General features: G+C 65.3%; 23 protein-coding genes and 1 tRNA gene. 14 read left to right on the plus strand and 10 right to left on the minus strand.

All coding sequences use genetic code 11. From position 1 onward, the window contains the following. Window positions 1–82 precede the first annotated feature (82 nt). From BES08_RS10275 to BES08_RS10300, 6 genes are all read left to right on the plus strand, one after another. Window positions 83–775, plus strand: coding sequence for a fumarylacetoacetate hydrolase family protein (locus tag BES08_RS10275; RefSeq protein ID WP_008832595.1), 693 nt, complete (start codon window positions 83–85; stop codon window positions 773–775). Window positions 776–898: 123 nt separating this feature from the next. Continuing rightward, window positions 899–2,944, plus strand: a complete 2,046-nt coding sequence (locus tag BES08_RS10280) for a TonB-dependent receptor (protein ID WP_037521355.1) — start codon at window positions 899–901, stop codon at window positions 2,942–2,944. 56 nt (window positions 2,945–3,000) lie between these two features. Next, window positions 3,001–3,735: a metallophosphoesterase family protein gene (locus BES08_RS10285; protein WP_008832593.1), complete on the plus strand. Its 735-nt coding sequence runs from the start codon at window positions 3,001–3,003 to the stop codon at window positions 3,733–3,735. Between the two features lies 1 nt (window position 3,736). Further along, entirely contained in the window at window positions 3,737–4,276 is a 540-nt protein-coding gene (locus BES08_RS10290) for a (2Fe-2S)-binding protein (protein ID WP_008832592.1), read from the plus strand. Next, window positions 4,273–4,617: an arsenate reductase (glutaredoxin) gene (gene arsC / locus BES08_RS10295; RefSeq protein ID WP_008832591.1), complete on the plus strand. Its 345-nt coding sequence runs from the start codon at window positions 4,273–4,275 to the stop codon at window positions 4,615–4,617. Before BES08_RS10290 ends, arsC begins: the two co-directional genes overlap by 4 nt. Window positions 4,618–4,734: 117 nt before the next feature. Then, on the plus strand, window positions 4,735–5,367 hold the full coding sequence (locus tag BES08_RS10300; protein WP_008832590.1) for a class I SAM-dependent methyltransferase: 633 nt from the start codon (window positions 4,735–4,737) through the stop codon (window positions 5,365–5,367). Window positions 5,368–5,503: 136 nt separating this feature from the next. Here the strand turns inward: BES08_RS10300 and BES08_RS10305 are convergent, their stop codons facing one another. Further along, window positions 5,504–6,316 (minus strand): hypothetical protein, encoded by an 813-nt coding sequence (locus tag BES08_RS10305; protein ID WP_008832757.1) that lies wholly within the window; start codon window positions 6,314–6,316, stop codon window positions 5,504–5,506. Window positions 6,317–6,399: 83 nt separating this feature from the next. Between BES08_RS10305 and lipB the strand changes: the two genes are divergently transcribed. The 3 genes from lipB to BES08_RS10320 all read left to right on the plus strand — a co-directional run bounded on the left by lipB (window position 6,400) and on the right by BES08_RS10320 (window position 8,244). Then, window positions 6,400–7,080 (plus strand): lipoyl(octanoyl) transferase LipB, encoded by a 681-nt coding sequence (lipB, locus tag BES08_RS10310; protein ID WP_008832758.1) that lies wholly within the window; start codon window positions 6,400–6,402, stop codon window positions 7,078–7,080. Then, on the plus strand, window positions 7,081–7,407 hold the full coding sequence (locus tag BES08_RS10315) for a hypothetical protein (RefSeq protein WP_008832759.1): 327 nt from the start codon (window positions 7,081–7,083) through the stop codon (window positions 7,405–7,407). A gap of 189 nt (window positions 7,408–7,596) precedes the next feature. After that, the gene (locus BES08_RS10320) at window positions 7,597–8,244 is read left to right on the plus strand and encodes a glutathione S-transferase family protein (protein ID WP_008832760.1); all 648 of its coding nucleotides are present in this window, start codon (window positions 7,597–7,599) and stop codon (window positions 8,242–8,244) included. Window positions 8,245–8,689: 445 nt separating this feature from the next. Here the strand turns inward: BES08_RS10320 and BES08_RS10325 are convergent, their stop codons facing one another. Continuing rightward, entirely contained in the window at window positions 8,690–9,850 is a 1,161-nt protein-coding gene (locus BES08_RS10325; RefSeq protein ID WP_008832761.1) for a GNAT family protein, read from the minus strand. Between the two features lie 146 nt (window positions 9,851–9,996). Here BES08_RS10325 and BES08_RS10330 point away from each other — a divergent pair, with 146 nt between their 5' ends. After that, on the plus strand, window positions 9,997–11,091 hold the full coding sequence (locus tag BES08_RS10330; protein ID WP_008832762.1) for a fatty acid desaturase family protein: 1,095 nt from the start codon (window positions 9,997–9,999) through the stop codon (window positions 11,089–11,091). A gap of 4 nt (window positions 11,092–11,095) precedes the next feature. Here BES08_RS10330 and lptG read toward each other — a convergent pair whose 3' ends face one another. The 4 genes from lptG to BES08_RS33935 all read right to left on the minus strand — a co-directional run bounded on the left by lptG (window position 11,096) and on the right by BES08_RS33935 (window position 14,531). Next, a complete protein-coding gene (gene lptG / locus BES08_RS10335; RefSeq protein ID WP_008832763.1) occupies window positions 11,096–12,193 on the minus strand; it encodes an LPS export ABC transporter permease LptG in 1,098 nt (365 codons plus the stop codon). 3 nt (window positions 12,194–12,196) lie between these two features. After that, the gene (lptF, locus tag BES08_RS10340; RefSeq protein WP_008832764.1) at window positions 12,197–13,423 is read right to left on the minus strand and encodes an LPS export ABC transporter permease LptF; all 1,227 of its coding nucleotides are present in this window, start codon (window positions 13,421–13,423) and stop codon (window positions 12,197–12,199) included. A 159-nt stretch (window positions 13,424–13,582) separates the two neighbouring features. Next, complete coding sequence (gene clpS, locus BES08_RS10345; protein WP_036526453.1) at window positions 13,583–13,918, minus strand: ATP-dependent Clp protease adapter ClpS; 336 nt, start codon at window positions 13,916–13,918, stop codon at window positions 13,583–13,585. Window positions 13,919–14,099: 181 nt separating this feature from the next. Further along, window positions 14,100–14,531 (minus strand): phasin family protein, encoded by a 432-nt coding sequence (locus tag BES08_RS33935; protein ID WP_231957944.1) that lies wholly within the window; start codon window positions 14,529–14,531, stop codon window positions 14,100–14,102. Between BES08_RS33935 and BES08_RS33940 the strand changes: the two genes are divergently transcribed. Next, entirely contained in the window at window positions 14,530–15,144 is a 615-nt protein-coding gene (locus BES08_RS33940) for a hypothetical protein (RefSeq protein WP_231957945.1), read from the plus strand. The genes BES08_RS33935 and BES08_RS33940 overlap by 2 nt on opposite strands. 258 nt (window positions 15,145–15,402) lie before the next feature. On the opposite strand, the gene BES08_RS10355 is transcribed toward BES08_RS33940, so the two are convergent. Continuing rightward, window positions 15,403–17,262, minus strand: a complete 1,860-nt coding sequence (locus BES08_RS10355) for a PHA/PHB synthase family protein (RefSeq protein ID WP_008832767.1) — start codon at window positions 17,260–17,262, stop codon at window positions 15,403–15,405. 191 nt (window positions 17,263–17,453) lie between these two features. On the opposite strand from BES08_RS10355, the gene BES08_RS10360 reads away from it, so the two are divergent. Both BES08_RS10360 and BES08_RS10365 read left to right on the plus strand, forming a co-directional pair. Continuing rightward, on the plus strand, window positions 17,454–18,653 hold the full coding sequence (locus tag BES08_RS10360; protein ID WP_008832768.1) for an LL-diaminopimelate aminotransferase: 1,200 nt from the start codon (window positions 17,454–17,456) through the stop codon (window positions 18,651–18,653). Window positions 18,654–18,944: 291 nt separating this feature from the next. Then, on the plus strand, window positions 18,945–19,532 hold the full coding sequence (locus tag BES08_RS10365) for a winged helix-turn-helix domain-containing protein (RefSeq protein WP_008832769.1): 588 nt from the start codon (window positions 18,945–18,947) through the stop codon (window positions 19,530–19,532). A 14-nt stretch (window positions 19,533–19,546) separates the two neighbouring features. On the opposite strand, the gene mobA is transcribed toward BES08_RS10365, so the two are convergent. Then, window positions 19,547–20,077, minus strand: coding sequence for a molybdenum cofactor guanylyltransferase (gene mobA / locus BES08_RS10370; protein WP_008832770.1), 531 nt, complete (start codon window positions 20,075–20,077; stop codon window positions 19,547–19,549). Between the two features lie 181 nt (window positions 20,078–20,258). Between mobA and BES08_RS10375 the strand changes: the two genes are divergently transcribed. Further along, window positions 20,259–20,332: transfer RNA gene (locus BES08_RS10375), tRNA-Cys, on the plus strand. A 49-nt stretch (window positions 20,333–20,381) separates the two neighbouring features. On the opposite strand, the gene BES08_RS10380 is transcribed toward BES08_RS10375, so the two are convergent. Both BES08_RS10380 and mltA read right to left on the minus strand, forming a co-directional pair. Then, window positions 20,382–20,951 (minus strand): Smr/MutS family protein, encoded by a 570-nt coding sequence (locus BES08_RS10380; RefSeq protein ID WP_008832771.1) that lies wholly within the window; start codon window positions 20,949–20,951, stop codon window positions 20,382–20,384. Then, window positions 20,948–22,204, minus strand: a complete 1,257-nt coding sequence (mltA, locus tag BES08_RS10385; RefSeq protein WP_008832772.1) for a murein transglycosylase A — start codon at window positions 22,202–22,204, stop codon at window positions 20,948–20,950. Before mltA ends, BES08_RS10380 begins: the two co-directional genes overlap by 4 nt. Window positions 22,205–22,231: the final 27 nt, after the last annotated feature.

The following is a 22,231-nucleotide window of genomic DNA, read 5'->3' on the forward strand; positions in this document are numbered from 1 at the left end:
ACTACAACCCCCGTATCCGAGAGAGCGCTTTCCCGATGCGACGGAGCGGCCTATGCCCCGGCACAAAGGAGAACCCAGCCCCGTGACCCTGCTTTTCGACCTTCCCGTCGCCCCCACCGTGCCCGTCGTCGGCGAAGCGGCCGCCTATCCGGTGCGCCGCATCTTCTGCGTCGGGCGCAATTATGCCGCGCACGCGCTGGAACTGGGCAACGCAGTCGACCGCGAGGCGCCGATCTGGTTCAACAAGGCGCCCGCAGCGCTGTGCCTCGACGGCGGGGCGATCCCCTATCCGCCGGGCACCGAAAGCTGCCACTACGAGATGGAACTGGTCGTCGCCATCGGCGCCCCCGCGTTCCGGATCGCCCCCGAGGGGGCAATGGAGGTGGTCTACGGCTATGCCTGCGGCCTCGACATGACCCGGCGCGACCTGCAGAACGCATCCAAGGCCAAGGGTTATCCCTGGGACACCGGCAAGGACTTCGAGAATGGCGCGGTTATCGCGCCGATCACGCCCGCCGCTGCGTTCACGCCTGAAGGCCAGCGCATCGCACTGACGCAGGGCGGCGCGGTCAGGCAGGACGGCGTGCTCTCGGACATGATCTGGTCGATCCCCGAGCTGATCGCCGACCTCTCGCGCCTCTACCACCTCGCGCCCGGCGACCTGATCTATACCGGCACCCCGGCCGGCGTCGGGCCAGTGGCGGTGGGCGACGTGCTGGAAGGCACGATCGATGGCCTGACCCCGCTGCGGCTAGAGATCGCCCAGGCGGAATGACGTTCCTTCCCCCAATCGGGGGGGGATTATCCCTTGGGTCGCCTGCTTCTTGTCCGTCTTGTCAGCCGCCGCGCGTTGCTGGACATACCCGGGCGGAGAACGATGCCTAAAAGCCGGAAGAACATGACAACGATTCGACGTCGCATTTTGCCATCCGTGGGCCGGTCGCTGCTCGCCCTGCCCCTCGTCGCGCTCGCGCATCCCGCGCTGGCCGAGGACGATGACGCCGCCCCGCGCGAGCCCATCGTCGTCACCGGGCGCGGGCTTTCGGAAGGTCCGGCGACGCCCGCCTACGACGTCCAGACGATCGCCCGCGACAAGCTGGTTTCCAGTGCCTCGGGCCGGATCGAGGATGTGCTGGCCTCTGTCGCCGGATTCCAGCAGTTCCGCCGCTCCGACAGCCGATCGTCCAACCCCTCGAACCAGGGCGTGACCCTGCGTGCACTGGGCGGCAATGCATCGAGCCGCGCGCAAGTGCTGCTGGACGGCGTGCCGGTGGCGAACCCGTTCTTCGGCTATATTCCACTGAGCGCCCTCACCCCCGACCGCCTCGGCTCCGTGCGGGTGACGCGCGGCGGCGGTATGGGCGCGTTCGGCACGGGCGCGGTCTCCGGCACGATCGAGATGGAAAGCGCGAGCCCTGACGAACTCGGCCCGGTAAGCGCGGAGGCGCTGGTCAACAACCGGGGCGAGACGCAAGGCTCGCTCACGGTGGCGCCGCGCCTTGGCGAAGGCTTCGTCGTGGCGGGCGTGCAGTGGGATCGCGGCCAGGGCTTCTGGACCACGCCGAAGGACCAGCGCGTCGCCGCCACCGCGCGCGCGAAGTATGAAAGCCTGTCGGGCTCGCTGCGCGCCGTCGCGCCGCTGACCGACAACATCGAGGTTCAGGCATCGGGCCTCGTCTATGACGATGCGCGCACGCTGCGCTTCAAGGGCGCGGATTCGACGTCCTCGGGTCAGCAGGGCTCGCTGCGTTTCGTGGGCCGGGGCGACTGGCAGTTCGACGTGCTGGGCTTCGTGCAGGCGCAGGACTTCTCGAACATCGTCATCAGCTCGACGAGCTACAAGAAGACGCTCGATCAGGCCAAGACCCCGACGCTGGCGGTCGGCGGCAAGGCCGAACTGCGCCCGCCGGTGGGCGAAAACCACGTGCTGCGCATCGGCACCGACGTGAAGCTCTCGCGCGGGAACCTCGTGGAAGCGCCCTATAGCGCCGTCACCGGCCTCGCCACCGCGTTCCGCAAGGCGGGCGGGCGGCAGTCCGACCTCGGCTTCTATATCGAGGACGACTGGACCATCGGCCAGTTCGTGCTGACCGCTGGCGGCCGCCTCGACCGCTGGACCATCACCGACGGCTACTACCATCAGGTGAACCCCGCGGGCGTGGTGACGCAGGACACCCGCTACGCCGACCGCGACGGCTGGAACGCCAACGGGCGCGGCGGGATCGTGTGGAATGCCGGCACCGCCGTGTCGCTGCGCGCCGCCGCCTATACCGGGCTGCGCCTGCCGACGCTGAACGAGCTGTACCGGCCCTTCGTGGTGTTCCCGATCACCACCAATGCCAATGCCGGCCTCAAGCCTGAACGCCTGCGCGGTTACGAGGCGGGCGTGGACTTCCACCCCTCCGAGGCGCTGAACCTGTCGATCACGGCCTTCGACAACTACCTCAAGGACGCCATCGCCAACGTCACTTTGTCCTCCACCGTGCGCGAGCGGCAGAACGTCGATTCGATCCATGCGCGCGGGATCGAGGCAAGCGCCGACCTCAAGCTGGGCAAGGTCGATCTGTCCGGCTCGCTGTCGTGGACCGACGCCAAGGTGAAGGCGACCGCCGCGCAGATCGCGCTCGACGGCATGCGCCCGGCGCAGGTGCCCAAGCTCGCGGCCAGCGGGACGGTGGCATGGGCACCCGCCGACGGCTGGCGCCTTGCTGCTACCCTGCGCCGCACCGGTGCGCAGTACGAGGACGACCTTCAGGTCGACACCCTGCCCGCCGCGACGACGCTGGACCTTTACGCGCAAGTGCCGATCACGCGCTTTGCCTCGCTGGTCCTGCGCGCCGAGAACCTGACCGACGAGACGATCGTGACGCGCAATGCGGGCGGCTCGATGGATCTGGGCCAGCCGCGCACCTTGTGGGCGGGGTTCAAGCTGGGCCTGAACTGACTGGGCCTGAACTGACTGGGGTTGCGCTGATCGGCAAGGCGGGGCATCGCGAGGGCATGGCCATCGCGGTGATCTCCGACATTCACGGCAACCTCGGCGCGCTCGACGCGGTGCTGGCGGACGTGGCCGCGCGCGGGGTGCGCCGGGTGGTGAACCTCGGCGACATCCTCAGCGGCCCGCTCGACAGCGTAGGCACGGCGGAGCGGCTGATGGCACTCGGGCTTGAGACGATCCGGGGCAACCACGAGCGCCAGCTGCTCGAACAATCGCGCGCCGAGATGAACCTTTCCGACGCCGCCACCGATGCCGTGCTGCAGCCGCGCCACCGCGAATGGCTGGCCTCGCTGCCGGTGGACATGTGGCTGGAGAGCGACCTCTACGCCTGCCACGGCTCCCCGCGCGGCGATCTGGAATTCCTGCTGGAAACGGTCGAGCCCACCGGCTGCCGCGCCGCCACCCCAAAAGAGATCGCCGAGCGGCTGGGCGGGATCGACGCCCCGCTGGTGCTCTGCGGCCACTCGCACAAGCAGCGGGCGGTGCGCCTCGATGACGGGCGGCTGGTGGTGAACCCCGGTTCGGTCGGCCTGCCCGCCTTCGCCGACGACCAACCGCATCCCTACGTCATCGAATCGGGTTCGCCCGAAGCGCGCTATGCCGTGATCGAGCGCGGGCCGGATGGCTGGGAAGCGGAGCTGCGCGCCGTCGCTTACGACTGGACCGCCGCCGCCCGCCGCGCTGCCGAGGGCGGGCGCGAGGACTGGGCGCGCGCGCTGGCCACGGGATACGCCTGAGATGACCCGCTTCACCGTCAACGACCGCCCCGTCCAGTTCGAGATGGACCCGCGCACGCCGCTGCTGTGGGCGCTGCGCGATGCGGCCAACCTCACCGGCACCAAGTACGGCTGCGGTGTGGGCGATTGCCATGCCTGCACCGTCATGGTCGATGGCGCCGCGCTGCGATCGTGCCTCATCACGCTGGCCGAGTGCGAGGGCCGCTTCGTCGTCACCGTCGAGGGCCTGTCGCGCGACCGCTCGCATCCGGTGCAGCAGGCGATGGTGGCCGAGCAGGCGGTTCAGTGCGGGTTCTGCACGCCCGGTATCGTGATGAGCGCCGCCGCCCTCCTCGCCCGCAACGCCAACCCAAGCGAGGCCGAGGTCAAGGCGGCGATCCCGAACTTGTGCCGCTGCGGCGTCCAGCCCCGGCTCGTGCGCGCCATCCAGCGCGCCGCCGCCGTCGCCCGCCGCGAAGAGAAGATCGACGCCGCGCCGGTCCCCGGCGGCTCTGGCAGAATTCCGGCGATGGTCCCGGACACGAAAGGACAGACCCCATGAGAGCCACCATCTGGCACAACCCCAAGTGCGGCACCTCGCGCAAGACGCTGGCGATCCTCGAGGAAACGCCGGGCGTCGAGGTTACGGTGATCGAATACCTCAAGACCCCGCCGAGCGCTGAAAAGCTGGCGCAGCTCTACCGCGACGCCGGGATCAGCCCGCAGCAGGGCCTGCGCATCCGCGGCACCGATGCCGAGGAGCGGGGCCTGCCGCAAGCGGACGACGCCGCCGTCCTCGCCGCGATGGCCGCCGACCCGATCCTGATCGAGCGCCCGCTGGTCGAGACCGACAAGGGCGTGCGGCTTTGTCGCCCACAGGAAACGGTTCACCAGATTCTCTGACCCGGTTTCCCCATCCGGCGCGTTCCGGCAACGCGCCATCGCCTTGCATTGGCAGGGACAATCTGCCACCGCATGGCAAATCCGTGACATGACAATATTGCGAGAGCCTTCCTCAGCATGACCAGCACCGAGCTTGCCCGACAGCCTTTGGCCCACCGGATCAGGCAGAAGATCAAGCAGGGCATGGGGCCTTGGGGCGTGTTCCTCGAAGGTTTCATCCGCAACCCCGTGATGGTCGGCTCGATCGTCCCGTCCTCGCGCTTCACCATCAACCGCATGCTGTCGAAGGTGGACTGGGCGAACACGAAGCTGTTCGTCGAGTACGGCCCCGGCGTCGGCACTTTCTGCCAGCCGGTGCTCGACCGCCTGCCGCGCGACGGCATGCTGATCGTCATCGACACCAACCCGATGTTCATCGACTACCTGCGCCGCACGATCAGCGACAGCCGCTTCGTCGCGGTCAACGGCTCGGCGGCGGACGTCGAGGAGATCGTGCGCGCGCACGGGCACGAAAAGGCGGACTACGTCCTGTCGGGCCTGCCGTTCTCGACCCTGCCCAAGGGCGTGGCGCCCGCCATCGCCTCGGCCACCTACCGCGTGATCCGCAAGGGCGGCGCGTTCCTGGTCTACCAGTTCCGCCCCAAGGCGCGCAGCTACATGGCCCCGCACTTCAAGCGCATCGACGACGCGATCGAACCGATCAACGTCCCGCCCTGCTTCATGTGGTGGGGCTGGAAGGACGAGGATTGACCTGAAAATCCTCCCTGTCGCGAAGCGATGGGGAGGGGGACCGCCGACGCAGTCGGTGGTGGAGGGGAGAAGCCCCCTCCGTCAGCCCTGACGGGCTGCCACCTCCCCATCGCTGCGCGACAGGGAGGATAAGGCGTTACCCGAAGAGGTCCGCCTGCGCTTCCGCCGAAGGCCCCGCCAGCTGGCGATGCACCTGCGCGATCACCGCCACGAAATACACCGCCATTACCGTCGCCAGCACCGCCTCCACCGCCGCCGCGACGAAGCGTGCGACTTCGGCCGGAGCGAGCAGCGTGATCGGTATTGTCAGAACGTTGCCGAAGATCAGCAGCACGATCATGGCCGCCGCGAGCAGCGCGTAGAAGCCCAGCAGCCGCGCGGTATTGCCCTTGGTCAGCTTCCACGAGCGCACCAGTGCCGCGACCGGGTTGAACACGTTCTCCACCGCGATCACCGGCGCCGCCACCGACAGGCGCACGCCCATGACGATGGCGAAGAGCAGCACGATGGCCAGCCCGATCACCCCGCCGACGACGCCTCCGACGACGCCCAGCAGCCCCGCAACCACGAGCGCGATCAGCGCCAGCGCCATGCCGGTGAGGATCTGCGCGAGCAGATAAGGCACCACGCCCTTCAGCCCGTCGCGGATCGCACCGCCCACGGTCGGTCGCCGATCGCTGTCGAGCAGGCACAGGAGCGAAAGCGAGCCCAGCGCCTGGAACAGCGCCATCGGGATCAGCACCGGCGCGACCGAGAGATAGTAGGTGCGCAGCATGGTCATCATCTGCGTCTCGTTCATTCCCGCGCCGGTCTCCGGCGGCGGGAAAAAGATCGAGAACATCAGCTGCGGCAGGAGAAAGAACACCCCGGCCAGCGCCAGCACGACCTCGCGGTTGGCGGAAACGGCCTGGGACGCCTGGCTCCAGGCCCGGCTGCTGTCGAACTTCATCAAGGGTTCCATGATCTCGCCATAGACGCCGGTTGGCGCGTTTGCACTTGATAACCGCATGGAATGACGCCACGCAACGCGGCATGACTTCGCTACCCGGTGATATCGAACTGCGCATCTCCGCCGATCCGGTGCCCTACCGCGAGGCGCTGGAGGAGATGACCGCCCGCAACGCAGCCATCGCCGCCGGAGAGGCGCGCGAACTGGTCTGGCTGTTGGAGCATCCGCCGGTCTACACCGCCGGCACCAGCGCCGCCGTCGCCGAACTGCTCGACCCTCGCTTCGAGGTGGTCGAGGCCGGACGCGGCGGGCGCTATACCTACCACGGCCCCGGCCAGCGCATCGGCTATGTGCTGCTCGACCTCAAGAAGCGCGCCCGCGACGCGCGCGGCTTCGTCCACGGCCTCGAAGGCTGGGTTATCGAGACCTTGCGCGATTTCGGCGTCGAGACCTTCCGCTCCGAAGGTCGCATCGGCATCTGGACCACCGACGTCGATGGGCGCGAGGCGAAGATCGGCGCGATCGGCGTTCGCATCCGCAAGTGGGTGACGATGCACGGCTTCTCGGTGAACGTCGCGCCCGACCTTTCGCATTTCACCGGCATCGTGCCTTGCGGCATCGAGGAATTCGGCGTCACCAGCCTCAAGCGACTCGGCAAGGACGTGAACCTCGCCGCCTTCGACGCCGCGCTGATCGCACGCGCCCCGGCTTTCCTCGCCTCACTGGAAAGCCCCTGCCCGCCTTCCGCACCGGAGACCGCGTAAATGAAGTCCGCGCACCTGATCCTGCCCGTTGCCCTGACGGCGCTGGCGCTCGGCGGCTGCAGCAAGAAGGCGGACGACCAGCCCAAGGCGGCGGCGGGCGGCGAATTGCTGCCGCGCTCGGTCAGCGATGACATGCTGCCTTACGATACGGTGAAGTCGCAGGCCTCGCTTGTCGACCCGAACGCCGGGCTCGGCCTTCCGCGCGCGGGCGGCCCTGCGGTTCCGCCATCGGAAGTGGCGGATGATGTGGTCGAGGGCGACGAGCCCGCGACGGTGATCGAAGCCCCGCCGCCTCCGGCACCTTCCGCGACGCCGACGCAGCCTTAGGCAAAATCCTCCCTGTTGCGAAGCAATGGGGAGGTGGCAGCCCGCAGGGCTGACGGAGGGTTTCTACCCCCTCCACCACTCGCTCCGCGAGCGGTCCCCCTCCCCATCGCTTCGCGACGGGGAGGATGCCCCCCTTGCGCCCCAATCCCCATCAGGCGCATCATCGCTCCCAAACCGGAGCCACCCGCGATGCTGCCCACCCTCACCGTCTTCGAAACCTCGCCCGACCGCGGCCGCGGCCTTGCGCGGGACATGCCGGTTCGCTGGGCGCTGGAGGAAGTGGCACAGCCTTACACCGTACGCCTCGTCTCGTTCACGGCGATGAAGGAGGCCGCACACCGCGCCCGCAACCCTTTCGGCCAGATCCCGACGTATGAGGAAGGCGGCCTCGTGCTGTTCGAATCGGGCGCCATCGTGCTGCACCTCGCGCAGAGCCATACCGGGCTGCTGCCGGAGAACCCGGAAGCTCACACCCGCGCGGTCACATGGATGTTCGCCGCGCTCTCCACGCTGGAGCCGCCGATCGTCGAACGCTCGATGGCCGCCCTGTTCGAGAGCGACAAGCCCTGGCACGAGGAGCGCCTGACCATGCTCGACGCCCGTGTGCGCACCCGCCTGGGCGACTTCGCCGCGCGGCTGGGCGATACGGAATGGCTGGACGGCGCCTTCAGCGCGGGCGACCTGATGACGATCTCTGTACTGCGCCGCCTCGCAAGCTCGGGGCTGCTGGAGGACTTCCCAACGATCCGCGCCTACGTCGCACGCGGCGAGGCCCGCCCCGCCTTCCAGCGGGCTTTCGCCGCGCAACTGGCGGTGTTCGAACAGGCCGGGCGGTAAGCGATCGAATCCGCAGCTCTGAGCAGTATAGACAATGGATCGCCCCTCCCTTCGTCATTACAAGCGCAGCGAAGCAATCCAGTGCGGTTTGCGCGGCCCTGGATTGCTTCGCTGCGCTCGCAATGACGATTCAAGGTGAAGCTCGAAACCGTTTTCCTACAGCGTCAGCACGGCGGTATTCTCGCCCGATGCGCCCCCTGCCCCGCCTTCTCCGTGCACGATGTCCAGCCGGTTCATCGCGCAAGGTTACACTTTTCACGCACAAGGTGACACTTTCCGCGCGCAAAGTGACACATGGCGCCCCAAGGTGACACTCTCCCATGGAAAGGTGTCACCTTGTGACAGGCGCCTCGGCCAGAAAACCCCGGAAATCCGCCACTCACCCTCGCAAGCAGCGGCCTGGCAGATCCCCCTGGACCGTGTAAACCGTGTAAACCTCCGGCGCTCAGAGCGCCTTGTCGTAGATCACGTATTCGCGGTTGACGGTGCTGTCGATGGCGTCGGCGATAGCGACCATGCCCTGGTTGTCCTCGAGAACCCAGCCGATCTCACCGCGCTTGGCCCCGAATTTGGCGACGGCGGCGCGGCGGATGTACTCGATCATCATGAAGGCCAACTGGCTGGCGAGCCGCGAGGACTGCAGCTTCTTGCGCACGCCCATCAGCGGCACGCGCATGTCGGCGGGCCGGGGCTTACGCAACCAAAGGAGCAGCTTGAGCAAGCCGAGGATGGACGGCTTGCCGGTGCGCTTGTTGACCTTCATCTGGATACCGTTGAGGTCCGGCAGCGTCATCATGAACGCCACCGGCTCGCCCTCGTACTCGGCGATCATGATCAGTTCGGGATGCACCAGCGGCTTCAGCGCCTTTCCGGTATACTCGATTTCCTTGTCGGTGAAGGGCACAAAGCCCCAGTTGTCCGACCAGGCATCGTTCAGGATCTCGCAGATGATCGCGGCTTCGCGGTCGAAATGCTTCAGCTCTACGCCGCGCACGTTGATCTTGGCGTTCTTCTCGCCGGACGAGACGATGCGCTGGATCAGCGGCGGGAACTGCTTGGTGACGTCGAGTTCGTAGGTCTTCAGCGTCTTGACGGCGGTGTAGCCCTGGCTCTCGATCCAGCCCTGATAAGCGGCGTTGTGGTGCGCCATCATGACCATCGGCGCATGATCGTGGCCCACCGTCTGGATGCCGGGCTCTTCCCAGACCGACAGGTTCATGGGCGCCAGCACACGGATCATACCCTGCTCGCGCAGCCACTGCTCGGCCTGGGCGATGAGCGCGTGGGCGACTTCGGCGTCCTCCGCCTCGATCGCGCCCCAGTTGCCGGTGCCCGGCCCCATCCCCTGCTCAAGCGGCTGTTTCAGCGCCTGTTCATCGATATGCGCCGATATGCGGCCGACGATCTGGCCGTCCCGCTTCGCCAGGAAAAGCTGGACGCGGGCATGCTCGAAGAACGGGTTCTTGCCCGCTGTGAACTTAGAGATTTCCTCCGAGCGCAGATTCGGCACCCAGTTTTGATCTGACGCATTGAGTCGATAAGCGAGATCGACAAAAGCGGCGATGTCGGCCTTGCTGGAGATCGGAGTGATGACTAGTTCGGCCACGATGCTGCCTTTGTTCTGGCGTAACGGAATATGAGCGCGACGTGCTGCCGATGGCGGCAGGTTGTCAAGTCGGACCGCACGGCGAATTGCGGTGGAGCGCGGACCGGGCGGCCTTATGCCCGGAAACACTTTGGAAATCTTGCACGATGAATGCCCAGAATGCGATCGACCTGCCCCCCGCCGATGCGCGTAATTCCGCGCAGGGATCGACGTGGCACTCGCAGATGCCCGACGACAAGGCCATGCTGCGCGCCGCCGTCGAACTGACGCGCGACATCGCGGCGGCCCGCCCCGGCATCTACTGGCCGGACATGCTGGGCAGCGCCGCGCTCGGCTATGCGGCGTTGGCGGGGGCGATTCTGGCAGGCAATCCGGTGGTCGCGGTGCTGCTGGGCGTGGTCGCATCGCTGGCGCTCTACCGCGCGCTGCTGTTCATCCATGAACTGACGCACATCCACAAGGACGCCCTGCCCGGCTTCCGCTTCGGCTGGAACCTGCTGGTCGGCGTGCCAATGCTGATCCCCTCGTTCATGTACGAGGGCGTGCATACCCAGCACCACGCCCGCACCCGCTACGGCACGGTCGAGGACCCGGAATACCTGCCGCTGGCGCTGATGAAGCCGTGGAGCCTGCCGGTCTTCGCGCTCACCGCGATACTGCTGCCGCCCGCGCTGCTGATCCGCTCGGCGGTGCTCGTGCCGCTGGGCGCAATCGTGCCGCCGCTACGTACGCTGGTGTGGGAACGTGTCTCGGCGCTCGCCATCAACCCGCAGTACAAGCGCCGCAAGCCGGAGGGCGACTTCGCCCGCATGGTGTTCTGGCAGGAACTCACCTGCTCGGTCTGGGCGATCGGCCTCGTCGCCGCGAGCTTTGCCTGGGGCTGGAGGCCGCTTCTGATCGCGCTGTGCGTCGTCTCGTTCACCGCACTGCTCAACCAGGTCCGCACCCTTGTCGCCCACCTTTGGGAGAACGACGGCGAAGCGATGACCGTCACCGCGCAGTATCTCGATTCGGTGAACGTGCCGCCGCCCGGCTTCGTCGCGGCGATGTGGGCTCCGGTGGGTCTGCGCTATCATGCGCTGCACCATCTGCTGCCTTCGATGCCCTACCACTCGCTGGCAGAGGCGCACCGCCGCCTGACCGCTCATCTGGAAGAGGGTTCGACTTACGGCAAGGCCAGCTATCCCGGCCTTGCCCCGCTGCTCGGAAGGTTGGCGCGCAGCACGATGAAGGTCAGGTAACCCTTTACTCCTCGGTACGGATCAACACAGTCTCGCCGATGAGCGCGAACAGCAGGAAAGGCGCCCAGGCCGCAATCAGCGGCGGATAGCCGCCGAAATTGCCCATCGCCAATGCCGCGTTGTCGAACACGAAGTAGGCAAATCCCAGCGCCATGCCGGTCACCGCGCGAATCAGCAGTGCGCCGGAGCGGGCAAGACCGAACGCCGCGACCGCCCCGAGCAGCGGCATCAGCGCCGAGGACAGCGGCCCCGACAGCTTGTGCCACCACGCGGCATCAAGCTCGCTGGTCCGCTGCCCAGCCTCGCGCACAGCCTGGATCGAGCCGGTAAGCGTGAAGATATCCTCCGCATCGGCATCGACCTTGGAGATGAAGATCTTGGCCGGCGTGATGCCCGGCGCAACGGTGGCCGCGACCAGCTTTGTCGTCGTCGTATCGGAAACCTGGAACTTCGTCGGCTTGTCGAGCTTCCAGCCGGGATTCGCGTAAGTCGCAGTGCCGGCGCGCATCATCTCGACGATCATGTCGTTAGCGTCGCGGCGATAGTAGGTGACGCCGTGCAGCATCATGGCATTGCCCTCGCCGGAGAGCGACTGCGCCAGCAGCAGGTCGCTGCCTTCGGCAAGATAGAGGTTCGCCTTGGGGCTCGCGTTCTTCGGGATCGGCCCGTAGTCCACCGCCTGCCAGGAATCGAGCGTCCGCGCCGCGCGGGTGACGACACGCTCGTTGAAAGCGAAGCTGAAGCCGGAGATCACCAGCGCGGTCAGAATCAGCGGCGCCAGCACCTGATGCGCCGACAGCCCCGCCGCCTTCATCGAGATGACCTCGCTGTTCTGGTTCAGGGTCGCCAGCGTGATGATCGTGGCGAGCAGCACCGAATAGGGGAGGAACCGCGCCACCAGTTGCGGCACGCGCAGAGAGACATAATAGAGCAACTGCATCTGCCCGTTGCCCTTGTAGGCTAGGATATCGCCGCTCTCGCCCAACAGATCGAGAACCTGCAGCACCAGCACCAGCATGATAAGCACGGCGACGATGCGCGTCAGGAACAGCCGTGCAAGATAGAGTGTCAGGGTGCGCGACGGGAAGAATTCGAGGTTCATGGATCAGCTCTGGTCCGCTGGCGTCGGCAGGATAGGCCCGCGCCGGTTACGACGCAGCAGCGACTTCAGGCGCTTGACCACCTTGTCGGACGCGGTCTCGAGCCAGCCGATCGCCTGACCGCCCGGTATGTAGGCCACACGCCAGTACATCCAGACGATGATCGCCGCAAAGCCGAAGAACGGCCCCCACAGCCCGATGATGGGGTTCATCTTGCCCAGCGAGGCGACGTCGTTCGCGTACTGATTGACCTTGTGGTAGGCCACGACCATCACGATCGACACGAACAGACCCAGCGCCGACGTGGAGCGCTTGGGCGGGATCGCCAACGCAACGCCAAGCAGCGGCAACAGCAGCATCATCACGACTTCGACCATGCGGTAGTTGAAATTCGCCTGACTGGATACGCGCTCGTCGCTTGGCGCATTCTTGTCCCAGCCGAGCTTCAGAAGTTCGGGCAGAAGGTATTCACGCTCCTGCCCGCCGCGCTGGCGGAACTTCTCGATTGCGGGAAGCTCGATCGGCAGGTCGTGGCGCGTGAAGGTCAGGACGCGCGACGGCTGCCCGGGCTCGTCCTGAATGATCTGGCCCTGCTCGAGTCGGAAGATGATCGTGTCGGGATTGTCCTTGAGCGCAAGAAAACGCCCCTCCCGCGCGGAGATCGAGAGCACCTGGCCCTTGTCGTTCGAAAGGCGCGCGAAGATGCCCATGAGCTTGCGCCCATCGTCACGGCTTTCGTCGATGCGCAGGGCGATGCGGTCTTTGAGGGCGGTAAACTCGCCAACCTTGATCGAGGCCCCGAGCGCGCCGGACTTGAGCTCGTAATTCAGCTCTTCGTAGTAATAGCGGGACAGCGGCTGAAGATAGCCGACGATCGCGAAATTGGCGATCACCAGCGCGATCGTGATCATGTAGGGCACGCGCAGCATGCGGGTATAGCTGAGCCCCACCGCGCGCATGACATCGAGTTCGCTGCTGGTCGCCAGCTTGCGGAAGGCAAGCAGGATGCCGAGCATCAGCCCAAGCGGGATCGCAAGGCTGGCGTATTCGGGCAGCATGTTCGCCAGCATCTTGAAGACGACGCCGATCGGCCCGCCTTCGGTCGCGACGAAGTCGAAAAGCCGGAGCATCTTGTCGAGCACGAGCAGCGATGCGGCGAGCAGGAATATGCCCAGCATCGGCATTAGCACGAGGCGCAGGATGTAGCGGTCTAGGGCGCTGATGAACTTCACTTAGGCGTCGTCACTCAACCGTTCTCCCCCGCCCTTAACGGCTCACGCCAGGAGGGCAAAGCGATTTGTCGCTGGCGATCCGACATCTTCCTGAAAGTGTCGGGTGAGCCGTTGAACGTCGCTGGAGCGGCAAGGTTTCCGGCTGGAGAAAGAATGCGCTCAGGCCTTTTCCAGCGTGCATTGTAGTGGGTGCTGGTTCTGACGGGCAAAATCCATCACCTGGTTTACCTTCGTCTCGGCAATCTCGTATGGGAAGATGCCACAGACGCCTACGCCCTTCTGATGGACATGCAGCATGACGCGCGTGGCCTGCTCGAGGTCCATATGGAAGAAGCGCTTGAGGACCAGCACCACGAATTCCATCGGGGTGTAGTCGTCATTGAGCATCAGTACCTTGAACTGGCTCGGCTTCTTCGGCTTAGCACGGGTCTTGGTGGCTATGCCGACCTGATGGTCGTCGCCAGTACCGTGATCGGTGTCGCCATCGTCCGCCATCACAACCGGAAGCGGCGCGAACGGAAAGGGCGACAGGTCAGAATCGGCGATCGGGGGAATCATGGTGCCCAGAATATCGTACCGAGGCGTCCGATAACAAGATGCCCCGGCCTATATTCTCGGTTCAGCGGCTCAATCGGCCGGATAACTGCGTCATCCGACCGGTCGAACCTGCCTTAGATCAGAACGGAGCAGCCGAGCGCGCCTTCTCGACGGCGATGCTCACGCGGCCCGAGATCGGTGCGAACGTGTCGCTCATCAGCTTGAGCATCGCTTCGCTGTTCTTCGAGCTGTAGGCAACAGCCGTGTCGAAGTTCTTGCGAACGAGATCGCTCTGCAGCTTGAAGAAGTCGGTCGGCGACTTTGCGGCAGCGAGTTCCTTGATGTCACCCGACATCTTCTCGAACGCGGCGCGGCTCTCCGAGACGAGTTCCGAACCCATGGCCTGCACGCCCTCGGCGTAGATCTTGCCCGATTCGACGGCGGCCTCGACGTTGCCCTTGGCGAAGTCGCTGACTTCGCCCAGCACGCTGGTGCTCTTCTCGAAAGCAGCCTTGGCCTTGGCCTGAGCTTCGGTGATGGCGTCCTGGAATCCGGTGAAGTTAGCGCTCATGTCCATTGTCGTTTCCTCGAGCATGAAATTGGAGAACAGTCCTGCGAAGACGGGCTTGCCCGAAACGGGCTTCGGTGCGGTCTTTGGTGCCGCCGTTGGAGTGGCCGCCTTCGGAACCGGAACGGCAGCAACCGTTTCCTTCACGTCCTTGGCAACCTTGATGGCCGGCTTGGCCGTAGCGACTTTTGCCGGAACAACTGGTAAGACCGGCTTCGGCTTCGCGAGTGCGACCGGGGCGGTCTTAATCTTGGGCTTCGGCGCTGCAACCTTCGCTGCCGGAGCCTTTGAAGCGGGAGCCTTGATCGGAGCCGCTTCGGCGACCGGCACCTTAGCGGGAGCCGAAGCCACCTTTGCCGCAACCGGCTTGGGGACCTCAACTTTCGCGGGCGCTTCCACCTTTACCGGTGCAGGCACCTCAGGCTTTGCCACCTTCGGCACGACAGCGGCTACTGCAGGCTTTGAAACTTCCGCCTTCGGCTTTTCCGGCACCGCAGCTTCCGGCGCCTTGACCTGGGCAGCCGGCTTGGCTTCCACGGGCTTGGGTGTCGTTACCGGAGCGATATTGCTCTTCGGGTCTTCATTGTCGGCCATCTGTGCATCCAGCCTTATTTGAAAACTTCGAGTAGGAGCCGGGCGTCACCCCGGGCAATTCATGCGAAACACGAGTCGCATCAACCTTTGCTGCGTTGCAAAATAGGTTTTTGCAGACGCGAAGTCAACACTTCTATGCTGCGATGCACAATTTATGCTGCACCGCACAAATTCGCCTTGCTTTTCAGGTCCACGCAGAGTGTCTGTCGCAGATTACAGCCGTGTGTCAGCACGCCCGCACTCGCAGGTCACGTGATTAAACAGCCGGAATGGACCTTGTTTAGCGTGCGGAGACGTAGCGCCCCGGAGCGTCCTCGACGATTTTGTCACCGCGCCCGCCAGGCTTGCGCCTGCCCCGTGCCGGAACTTCCGCCGGATCGAGATTGCGCAGCCACTCGGCCCAATGCGGCCACCATGACCCGGGATGCTCGGTCGCGCCCTCGACGAAATCGGCCAGCGATTCTGGTGACCCATCGTTGGTCCAGTATTGGTACTTGCCCGTCGAGGGCGGATTGACGACCCCCGCGATGTGACCGGAACCCGCAAGAAGGAACGCCCAGTTCCCGGCCAGATAGCGCGTCAGCTTCCATACGCTCGTCGGCGGGGCGATATGATCCTCTCGCCCGGCCTGGATGTAGCAGGGCGTGGCAATGCGATGGAGGTCGATCGGCACGCCGCAGGCCGATAGCGAATCCGCCACCGCCAGCCGGTTGTCACGATAGAGGTCGCGCAAGTAGTTGCGATGCCAGAGCGCCGGAAGGTTGGTGACATCGCCGTTCCAGTGCAACAGATCGAACGCCGGGTAGTCCTCTCCCTTGAGGTAATTACGCTCGACGTAATTCCAGATGAGGTCGTTACCGCGCAGGATATTGAACGTCGCGGCAAGATAGCGCCCGTCGAGGTAGCCTTCGGGAGACAGACGGCCGACGGTCTCGATCTGCTGGTCGTCGATGAAGTTCTTGAGGTCGCCCGCATCCTCGAAATCGACCTGCGCGGTAAAGAAGGTCGCGCTGGCGATCTTGTCCGCCTCGCCCTTGCGAGCCAGCACGGCGAGCGTGGCCGCCAGCGTCGTGCCGGCGACGCAATAGCCGATCGTGTGCGCCGAAGGCACACCAAGACGGTTGCGCGCAAAGTCCACGGCCTCGATCTGCGCTGCGATATAATCATCCCACAGAAGATCGGCCATCGAGGCGTCGGCCGACTTCCAGGAGACCATGAACACTGTCACGCCCTGCTCGACTGCCCAGCGCACGAAACTCTTCCGCGCATTAAGGTCGAGGATGTAGAAGCGGTTTATCCATGGTGGGAAGATCACCAAGGGAGTCTTCAGGACCTTGTCGGTGGTCGGAGTGTACTGGATGAGCTGGTAGAGCGGGGTTTCGAAGACCACCTTGCCAGGGGTCACAGCGATGTTCTCGCCCAGCACGAAGGCGCCGGGCCGGGTATGCGTCAGTTGCCCCTTACGCATGTCGTCGAGCAGGTTCTCGAACCCGCGCACCAGGCTTTCGCCGCGCGTCTCCGACGCTTTCGCGAGAGCGACCGGGTTTGTCAGCGGAAAGTTGGCGGGGCTCAGGGCATCCACTACGGTCCGGGTGGCGAACAGCAATTGCGCCTTGCGCGCAGGCTCCAGCCCCTCGATCGATTCCGCGAGGCCGGTGACCTGCTCGCTCATGAGCAGATAAAGCTGGTGCAGCATCGCGAAGAACGGCTGGCGGCGCCACTCCGGATCGGAGAAACGATGGTCGCGGCGCGGCAGCTCCGGCTGTTCCCGGATTTCCTCGCCGCGCGGTCCGATGCCATATTGCCCGAACACGGCATTCACCAACGCCAGCCCCTCGTTCCACAGCTTCTGCTGCATCTCGGGATTGGCGAGCGGAAGCTGGCGAAAGACGCCCTCAACCGTGGCGATCCATTTCATGGGGTCGGCGTAGTGCGGAGGCTTGTCTGCCGATGCCTTGTTCAGCTGCTCGACCTGAAACTCAGTCCATATCGAATGCAGCCGGCCGGCCACCTCGGCCCATTGCACCGTCGCTTCGGCTTCAGGAGTGCCCTCCGCCGGGACCATCTGGCCAAACAACGTCGTCAGGCTCTGAACCTGGGACTTCATGACGTCGCTGATGAGGTCGGCGTCGGTAGCCATCGGCAATCGCTCTCCTTGGGATTCGCACGCAGGTTGGCAACCCTGCGGACTCCTGTCGAGCCCCCTTCGCTCGCTTCAGCGTGACATTTCCTGCAATTATCTTTCGCCAGTCCCCATTTGCGCGGCAGCCCGAATCCCTTACAGGGGCCAGGCGGCGATCCTGCCGCCAACGCTACTGGATACCAGAGGTCATGGAAGACGAGTTCTACCGCATCAAGCGACTGCCGCCCTATGTCATCGCCGAAGTGAACGCGATGAGGCACGCAGCCCGCCAGGCCGGTAAGGACATCATCGACCTCGGCATGGGCAACCCCGACCTGCCCCCGCCCCAGCACGTGCTCGACAAGCTGTGCGAGGTGGCGCAGAAGCCCGACGCTCACGGCTATTCGCAGTCCAAGGGCATCCCCGGCCTGCGCCGCGCCCAGGCGAACTACTACGCCAACCGTTTCAACGTGGAACTGGACCCCGAGCGCGAGGTCGTGGTGACCATGGGCTCGAAGGAAGGCCTGGCCAGCCTGGCAACCGCGATCACGACGCCCGGCGACGTGGTGCTGGCGCCCAACCCGAGCTACCCGATCCATACGTTCGGCTTCATCATCGCCGGCGCCACGATCCGCTCGGTTCCGACCACGCCTGACGAGAACTACTGGCGCTCGCTCGACCGCGCGATGGCCTTCACGGTACCGCGGCCCTCGATCCTGATCGTCAACTACCCGTCGAACCCGACAGCCGAAACCGTGGACCTCGCGTTCTACGAGCGCCTCGTCGCCTGGGCCAAGGAGAACAAGGTCTGGATTCTGTCCGACCTTGCCTATTCGGAACTCTATTACGACGGCAACCCGACCCGCTCGATCCTCGAGGTGCCGGGCGCCAAGGACGTCGCGGTGGAATTCACCTCGATGAGCAAGACCTACTCGATGGCAGGCTGGCGCATCGGTTTTGCGGTGGGCAACCAGAAGCTGATCTCTGCGCTGACCCGCGTGAAGTCCTACCTCGACTACGGCGCCTTCACGCCGATCCAGGCCGCTGCTTGTGCCGCGCTGAACGGCCCGCAGGACATCGTCCAGCGCAACCGCGACCTCTACCAGAAGCGCCGCGACGTCATGGTCGAGGCATTCGGCCGAGCCGGATGGGACATTCCCGCACCAAAGGCCTCGATGTTCGCCTGGGCGCCCCTGCCACCGGCCCTCAAGGACATGGGCAGCCTGGAATTCTCGAAGCAGCTCCTGACCCACGCCGAAGTCGCCGTCGCTCCGGGCGTCGGCTACGGTGAAGACGGAGAAGGCTTCGTCAGAATCGCCATGGTGGAAAACGAACAACGCCTTCGACAAGCCGCGCGCAACGTGAAGCGTTACCTCAGCTCGATGGGGGTTAATACCCCTTCATCCTGAGCGCCTGTAACGGCAAAAATTCAGGATTTCTGCGGAATATCGAAGTTAACGCACGCGTAGTCCTGTAATAATATACGTGTTGTAACAGAGGGTAAAATTACGCCATCTCGCCCCTCGCATTGGAATACTGAGCTATTTGGGGGGCAGATGGCTAACCTTCTTTCACGGCGAGAATCGCCGTATCATTTTCGATGGCTCGGGTCTGACAGAATCCCGATCGACTTCGATCTCAGGGTTTGCGGCTGGACACTCGACTTTGGTGGAGAGCCCTCCAGCGACAGCATGGGGGTCATGCACGCAGGTCATCTCGATCCTGCCGGATGGGAAAGGCTGCTGGCCGTCCGCAACGACGTACGCCGTTTCGTGCTGGTGATCGGCCCCGCATCCGCAAGTGAGCGCGCTGAACTTTTGCAAGCCGGCTTCGGCGAAGCCGTGCCCGATACTGTCGATCCCAGCGAGTTCGAGGCCCGTGCCTGCAGGTTGGCCGAACTGACACGCTGGCTACCCCGCCACCGTCGCCTCGGCGATCTGGAACTCGATCTGCTGGCCCGCGAGGCTTATGGGCAGGGCAAGTCCCTCAACCTCAACCCCCGCGAATTCGCACTTATCTGGCGCTTGGCGGACACGCCCGGAGAGCCGGTGAGCAAGCAGGACCTGATTCAGGACGTCTGGCGGATGGGCTTTGTACCCGAAACCAACAGCATTGCCGTTCACATGTCCCGCCTGCGCCGCAAGCTGGGCTTCGTAGGCATGGCGGGCATCATCGCCACAGCCTCGGCAGGCGGCTATTGCCTGAGATCAACTGCCGAGGACGAGGCGCGGACGACGTTCGTCCCGAACGGCGGACCATATTCCCATCCGCAACAGGCTGTCGCCTGAAACACGAACCTCGATCAGGACAAGGGGCTGTCGGCGATCCGGGCGAGGTCATCGGGCGTATTGATATTGGCGATCGGCGTATCGATCTCGACGAGACGCGCGCCGATCATTTCCGCGAACCGGCGCATAGAATGACGCTCCGTGCTCTCCAGCAAGGTTTCAAGTTGCGGGGCGGCCGACGCAGGCCACAAGCCGATGACCGGCTGCATGGCAAGGCAGGCCGGCGCTCGCCCCAACAGCAAGGGCAAATCATCCGGTAGCGGCCCTGCATCGACGCCGCAACTCAACACAGCCTCGTAACCCTCGTCCAGGGCATGATGCAAGGCAGCCGCCAGCCCGCCAAGCGGCCCCATCCCAGCGCGCGGCCAGTCGGGGAGCGTCGGGGCGGGTGCGGTCTCGCGCCCGGTGACGACAACATGTTCGCACCAGCCCGACAGCGTATCGACCGCCAGCGAAATCAGCGTGCGCCCTTGGATTTCGGCCAGCGCCTTGTCGCTGCCGAAGCGGCTCGACAGCCCACCTGCAAGCACTGCTCCAAGAATCATGCCAAAACCCCTTCATGCAAGGAAACGGCTATTACAGCGCTCCGTCCGCGCTTTCGGCAAGGGAAGAAGCGCACGAAACGGGTATCGAGAGCGATGAGGCACAAACAAAATCCGGCCACTTGCGCGAATCCCGTTGCACTCCCAGCGATCGGTTGCTAGGCGCGCATTCCTCCACACGGATGGCCCGATGGCGGAGTGGTGACGCAGAGGACTGCAAATCCTTGCACGCCGGTTCGATTCCGGCTCGGGCCTCCACATCCTTCTGAAAATTGGTGCTTATTTCCCCTTCGGGGCCGCGCTTTGCCTAGCGCCGCTTCTTCAGGACGAGATAGATCGCACCCTGCCCGCCATGACGCCGATGGGCGCCGCGAATGGCGACGATGTCCGATGCGTGCTCGCTCGCGGCAAGCCAGTCGGCGATCTTCGCGCGGATCGCACCGCGCGCGCTGCCCCGGTCTGCGGCATCCACAGGACGCGCCTTACCGGTCACGATGAGCACTACTCGTGCGCCCATCGCCTTTGCCTGCACCAGCCCGTGCATCAAACGCATGTAGGCCTGATCGAGGTTGGAACCGTGCAGGTCGAGGCTGAAATCGGGCAGCAACGTGCCTTTGGAGATCCGCTTCTCCCACGATCCGTCGAGATTGACCGGCACATCGACGCGCGGCTTGGGCGGGGCCGCTTTAGGCAGCGACGGCGGCGGAACCCGGCCCTTGACCTTTTTCACAGGTGGTGGCGGAGCAACCGGGACCGGCATCACAGGCGCCTCGGGCTCGACCAGCTTGCGAGGCGCGACAAGCGGCTTGACGGTGCGGGCGACTTGCGCCCAGACCGCCTTCTCCTCTTCCGTAAGCCTGCGCCCCGGCCGTTTCATCGGGCGCCGAGGCGGGTCAGGACGCCCTTGGGCAAGAGGATCAGGGCATTGCCCCGGCCGCTCATGCCGCCTGCGGTCAGGCGGGCCTGGGACCCGGCGCCCCAGAAGGTGTCGAAACGGTTCGCACCCTTGATCGCGCCGCCGGTATCCTGTGCGATCCACAGGCCGTTGGCCTCGCGGCGGTCCATATCGAGGTACACAGGAGCACCCAACGGCACATAGCGGGGGTCTACGGCCACAGAATTGCCCGCTCGCACGGGCACATTGAGGGCACCGAGCGGTCCATCACCGTTCAACACTTTAAAGAAAACCCACGAGCGATTGCGCTCCATCAGCGCGCGCCCCTCGACCGGATGCTCGCGGACATATTGCATGATGCCCTGCATGGAGCCGGAGTACTGACCCGGCCCGGAGCCGACCAGCCCCTGATCGCGCATGACCCCGCCGATGCCGGTATAGGGCAAGCCGTTCTGGCCCGCATAGCCGATGCGCGTCACCGTGCCGTCCGGAGCGACGAGGCGGCCGGAGCCTTGCACCTGAAGGAAGAAGAACTCGACGGGATCGGCGGCCCAGGCAATCTCCAGCCCCTTGCCCGCCAGCGCCCCGGCATCGATCTGTGCGCGGTCGAAATAGCTGGTGAAGGTGCCGTCCGGCGCATAGCGGCCAAGCGGCATGCGCCCGCTGCTGAGCGGCGGCGCATCCCCCGGCTTCGCACGCACGAGATCGGGCGGGAAGGCGTAGACCGGCACCGTATAACCGGGCTGCGGCGTGCGCCCGCCGGCGATCTCCGGTTCGTAGTAGCCGGTAGCGTAGGAACTGCCGTCGCCGATGCGGGCGGCCTCGAAAAAACTGGAGAAGAACAGCGCGGGCGATCCCGCGCCCCAGTTCACGGCGGCGGTGCAAGCCTGCCGCCAGTCCTCGGGCCGGGTCAGGCCACTGCCGTCCTTGCGGACGATGAGCTTCGGGCAGCTTTCACGGAACGAGGCGAGAGCGCCTGCCGCATCGGCCGCGCCCATCCGCAGCGCCGACAGCGCAGGACCACGGCGCACACCGGCAGCCAGCGCGTTCTGGGGAGATGAAGGCAGGGTCGTCGGCCCGGTCGGCGGAAGCGTGGGGCGCGGGCCGCCGGTCTTCGGGATTACGCCGCCGCAAGCCGCGAGCGTGGCCAGCAGACCGCCGATCAGAAGAGCGCGCCAGGCGTCCCGGATCGACCGCCCGGACACCACCGCAGGTGCCATAGTCTCCAGCGCCAAAACAAACCCTCCCCGCAAAGCAGACGC

The organism is Novosphingobium resinovorum, from assembly GCF_001742225.1.
Classification (GTDB): Bacteria; Pseudomonadota; Alphaproteobacteria; order Sphingomonadales; family Sphingomonadaceae; genus Novosphingobium; species Novosphingobium resinovorum_A.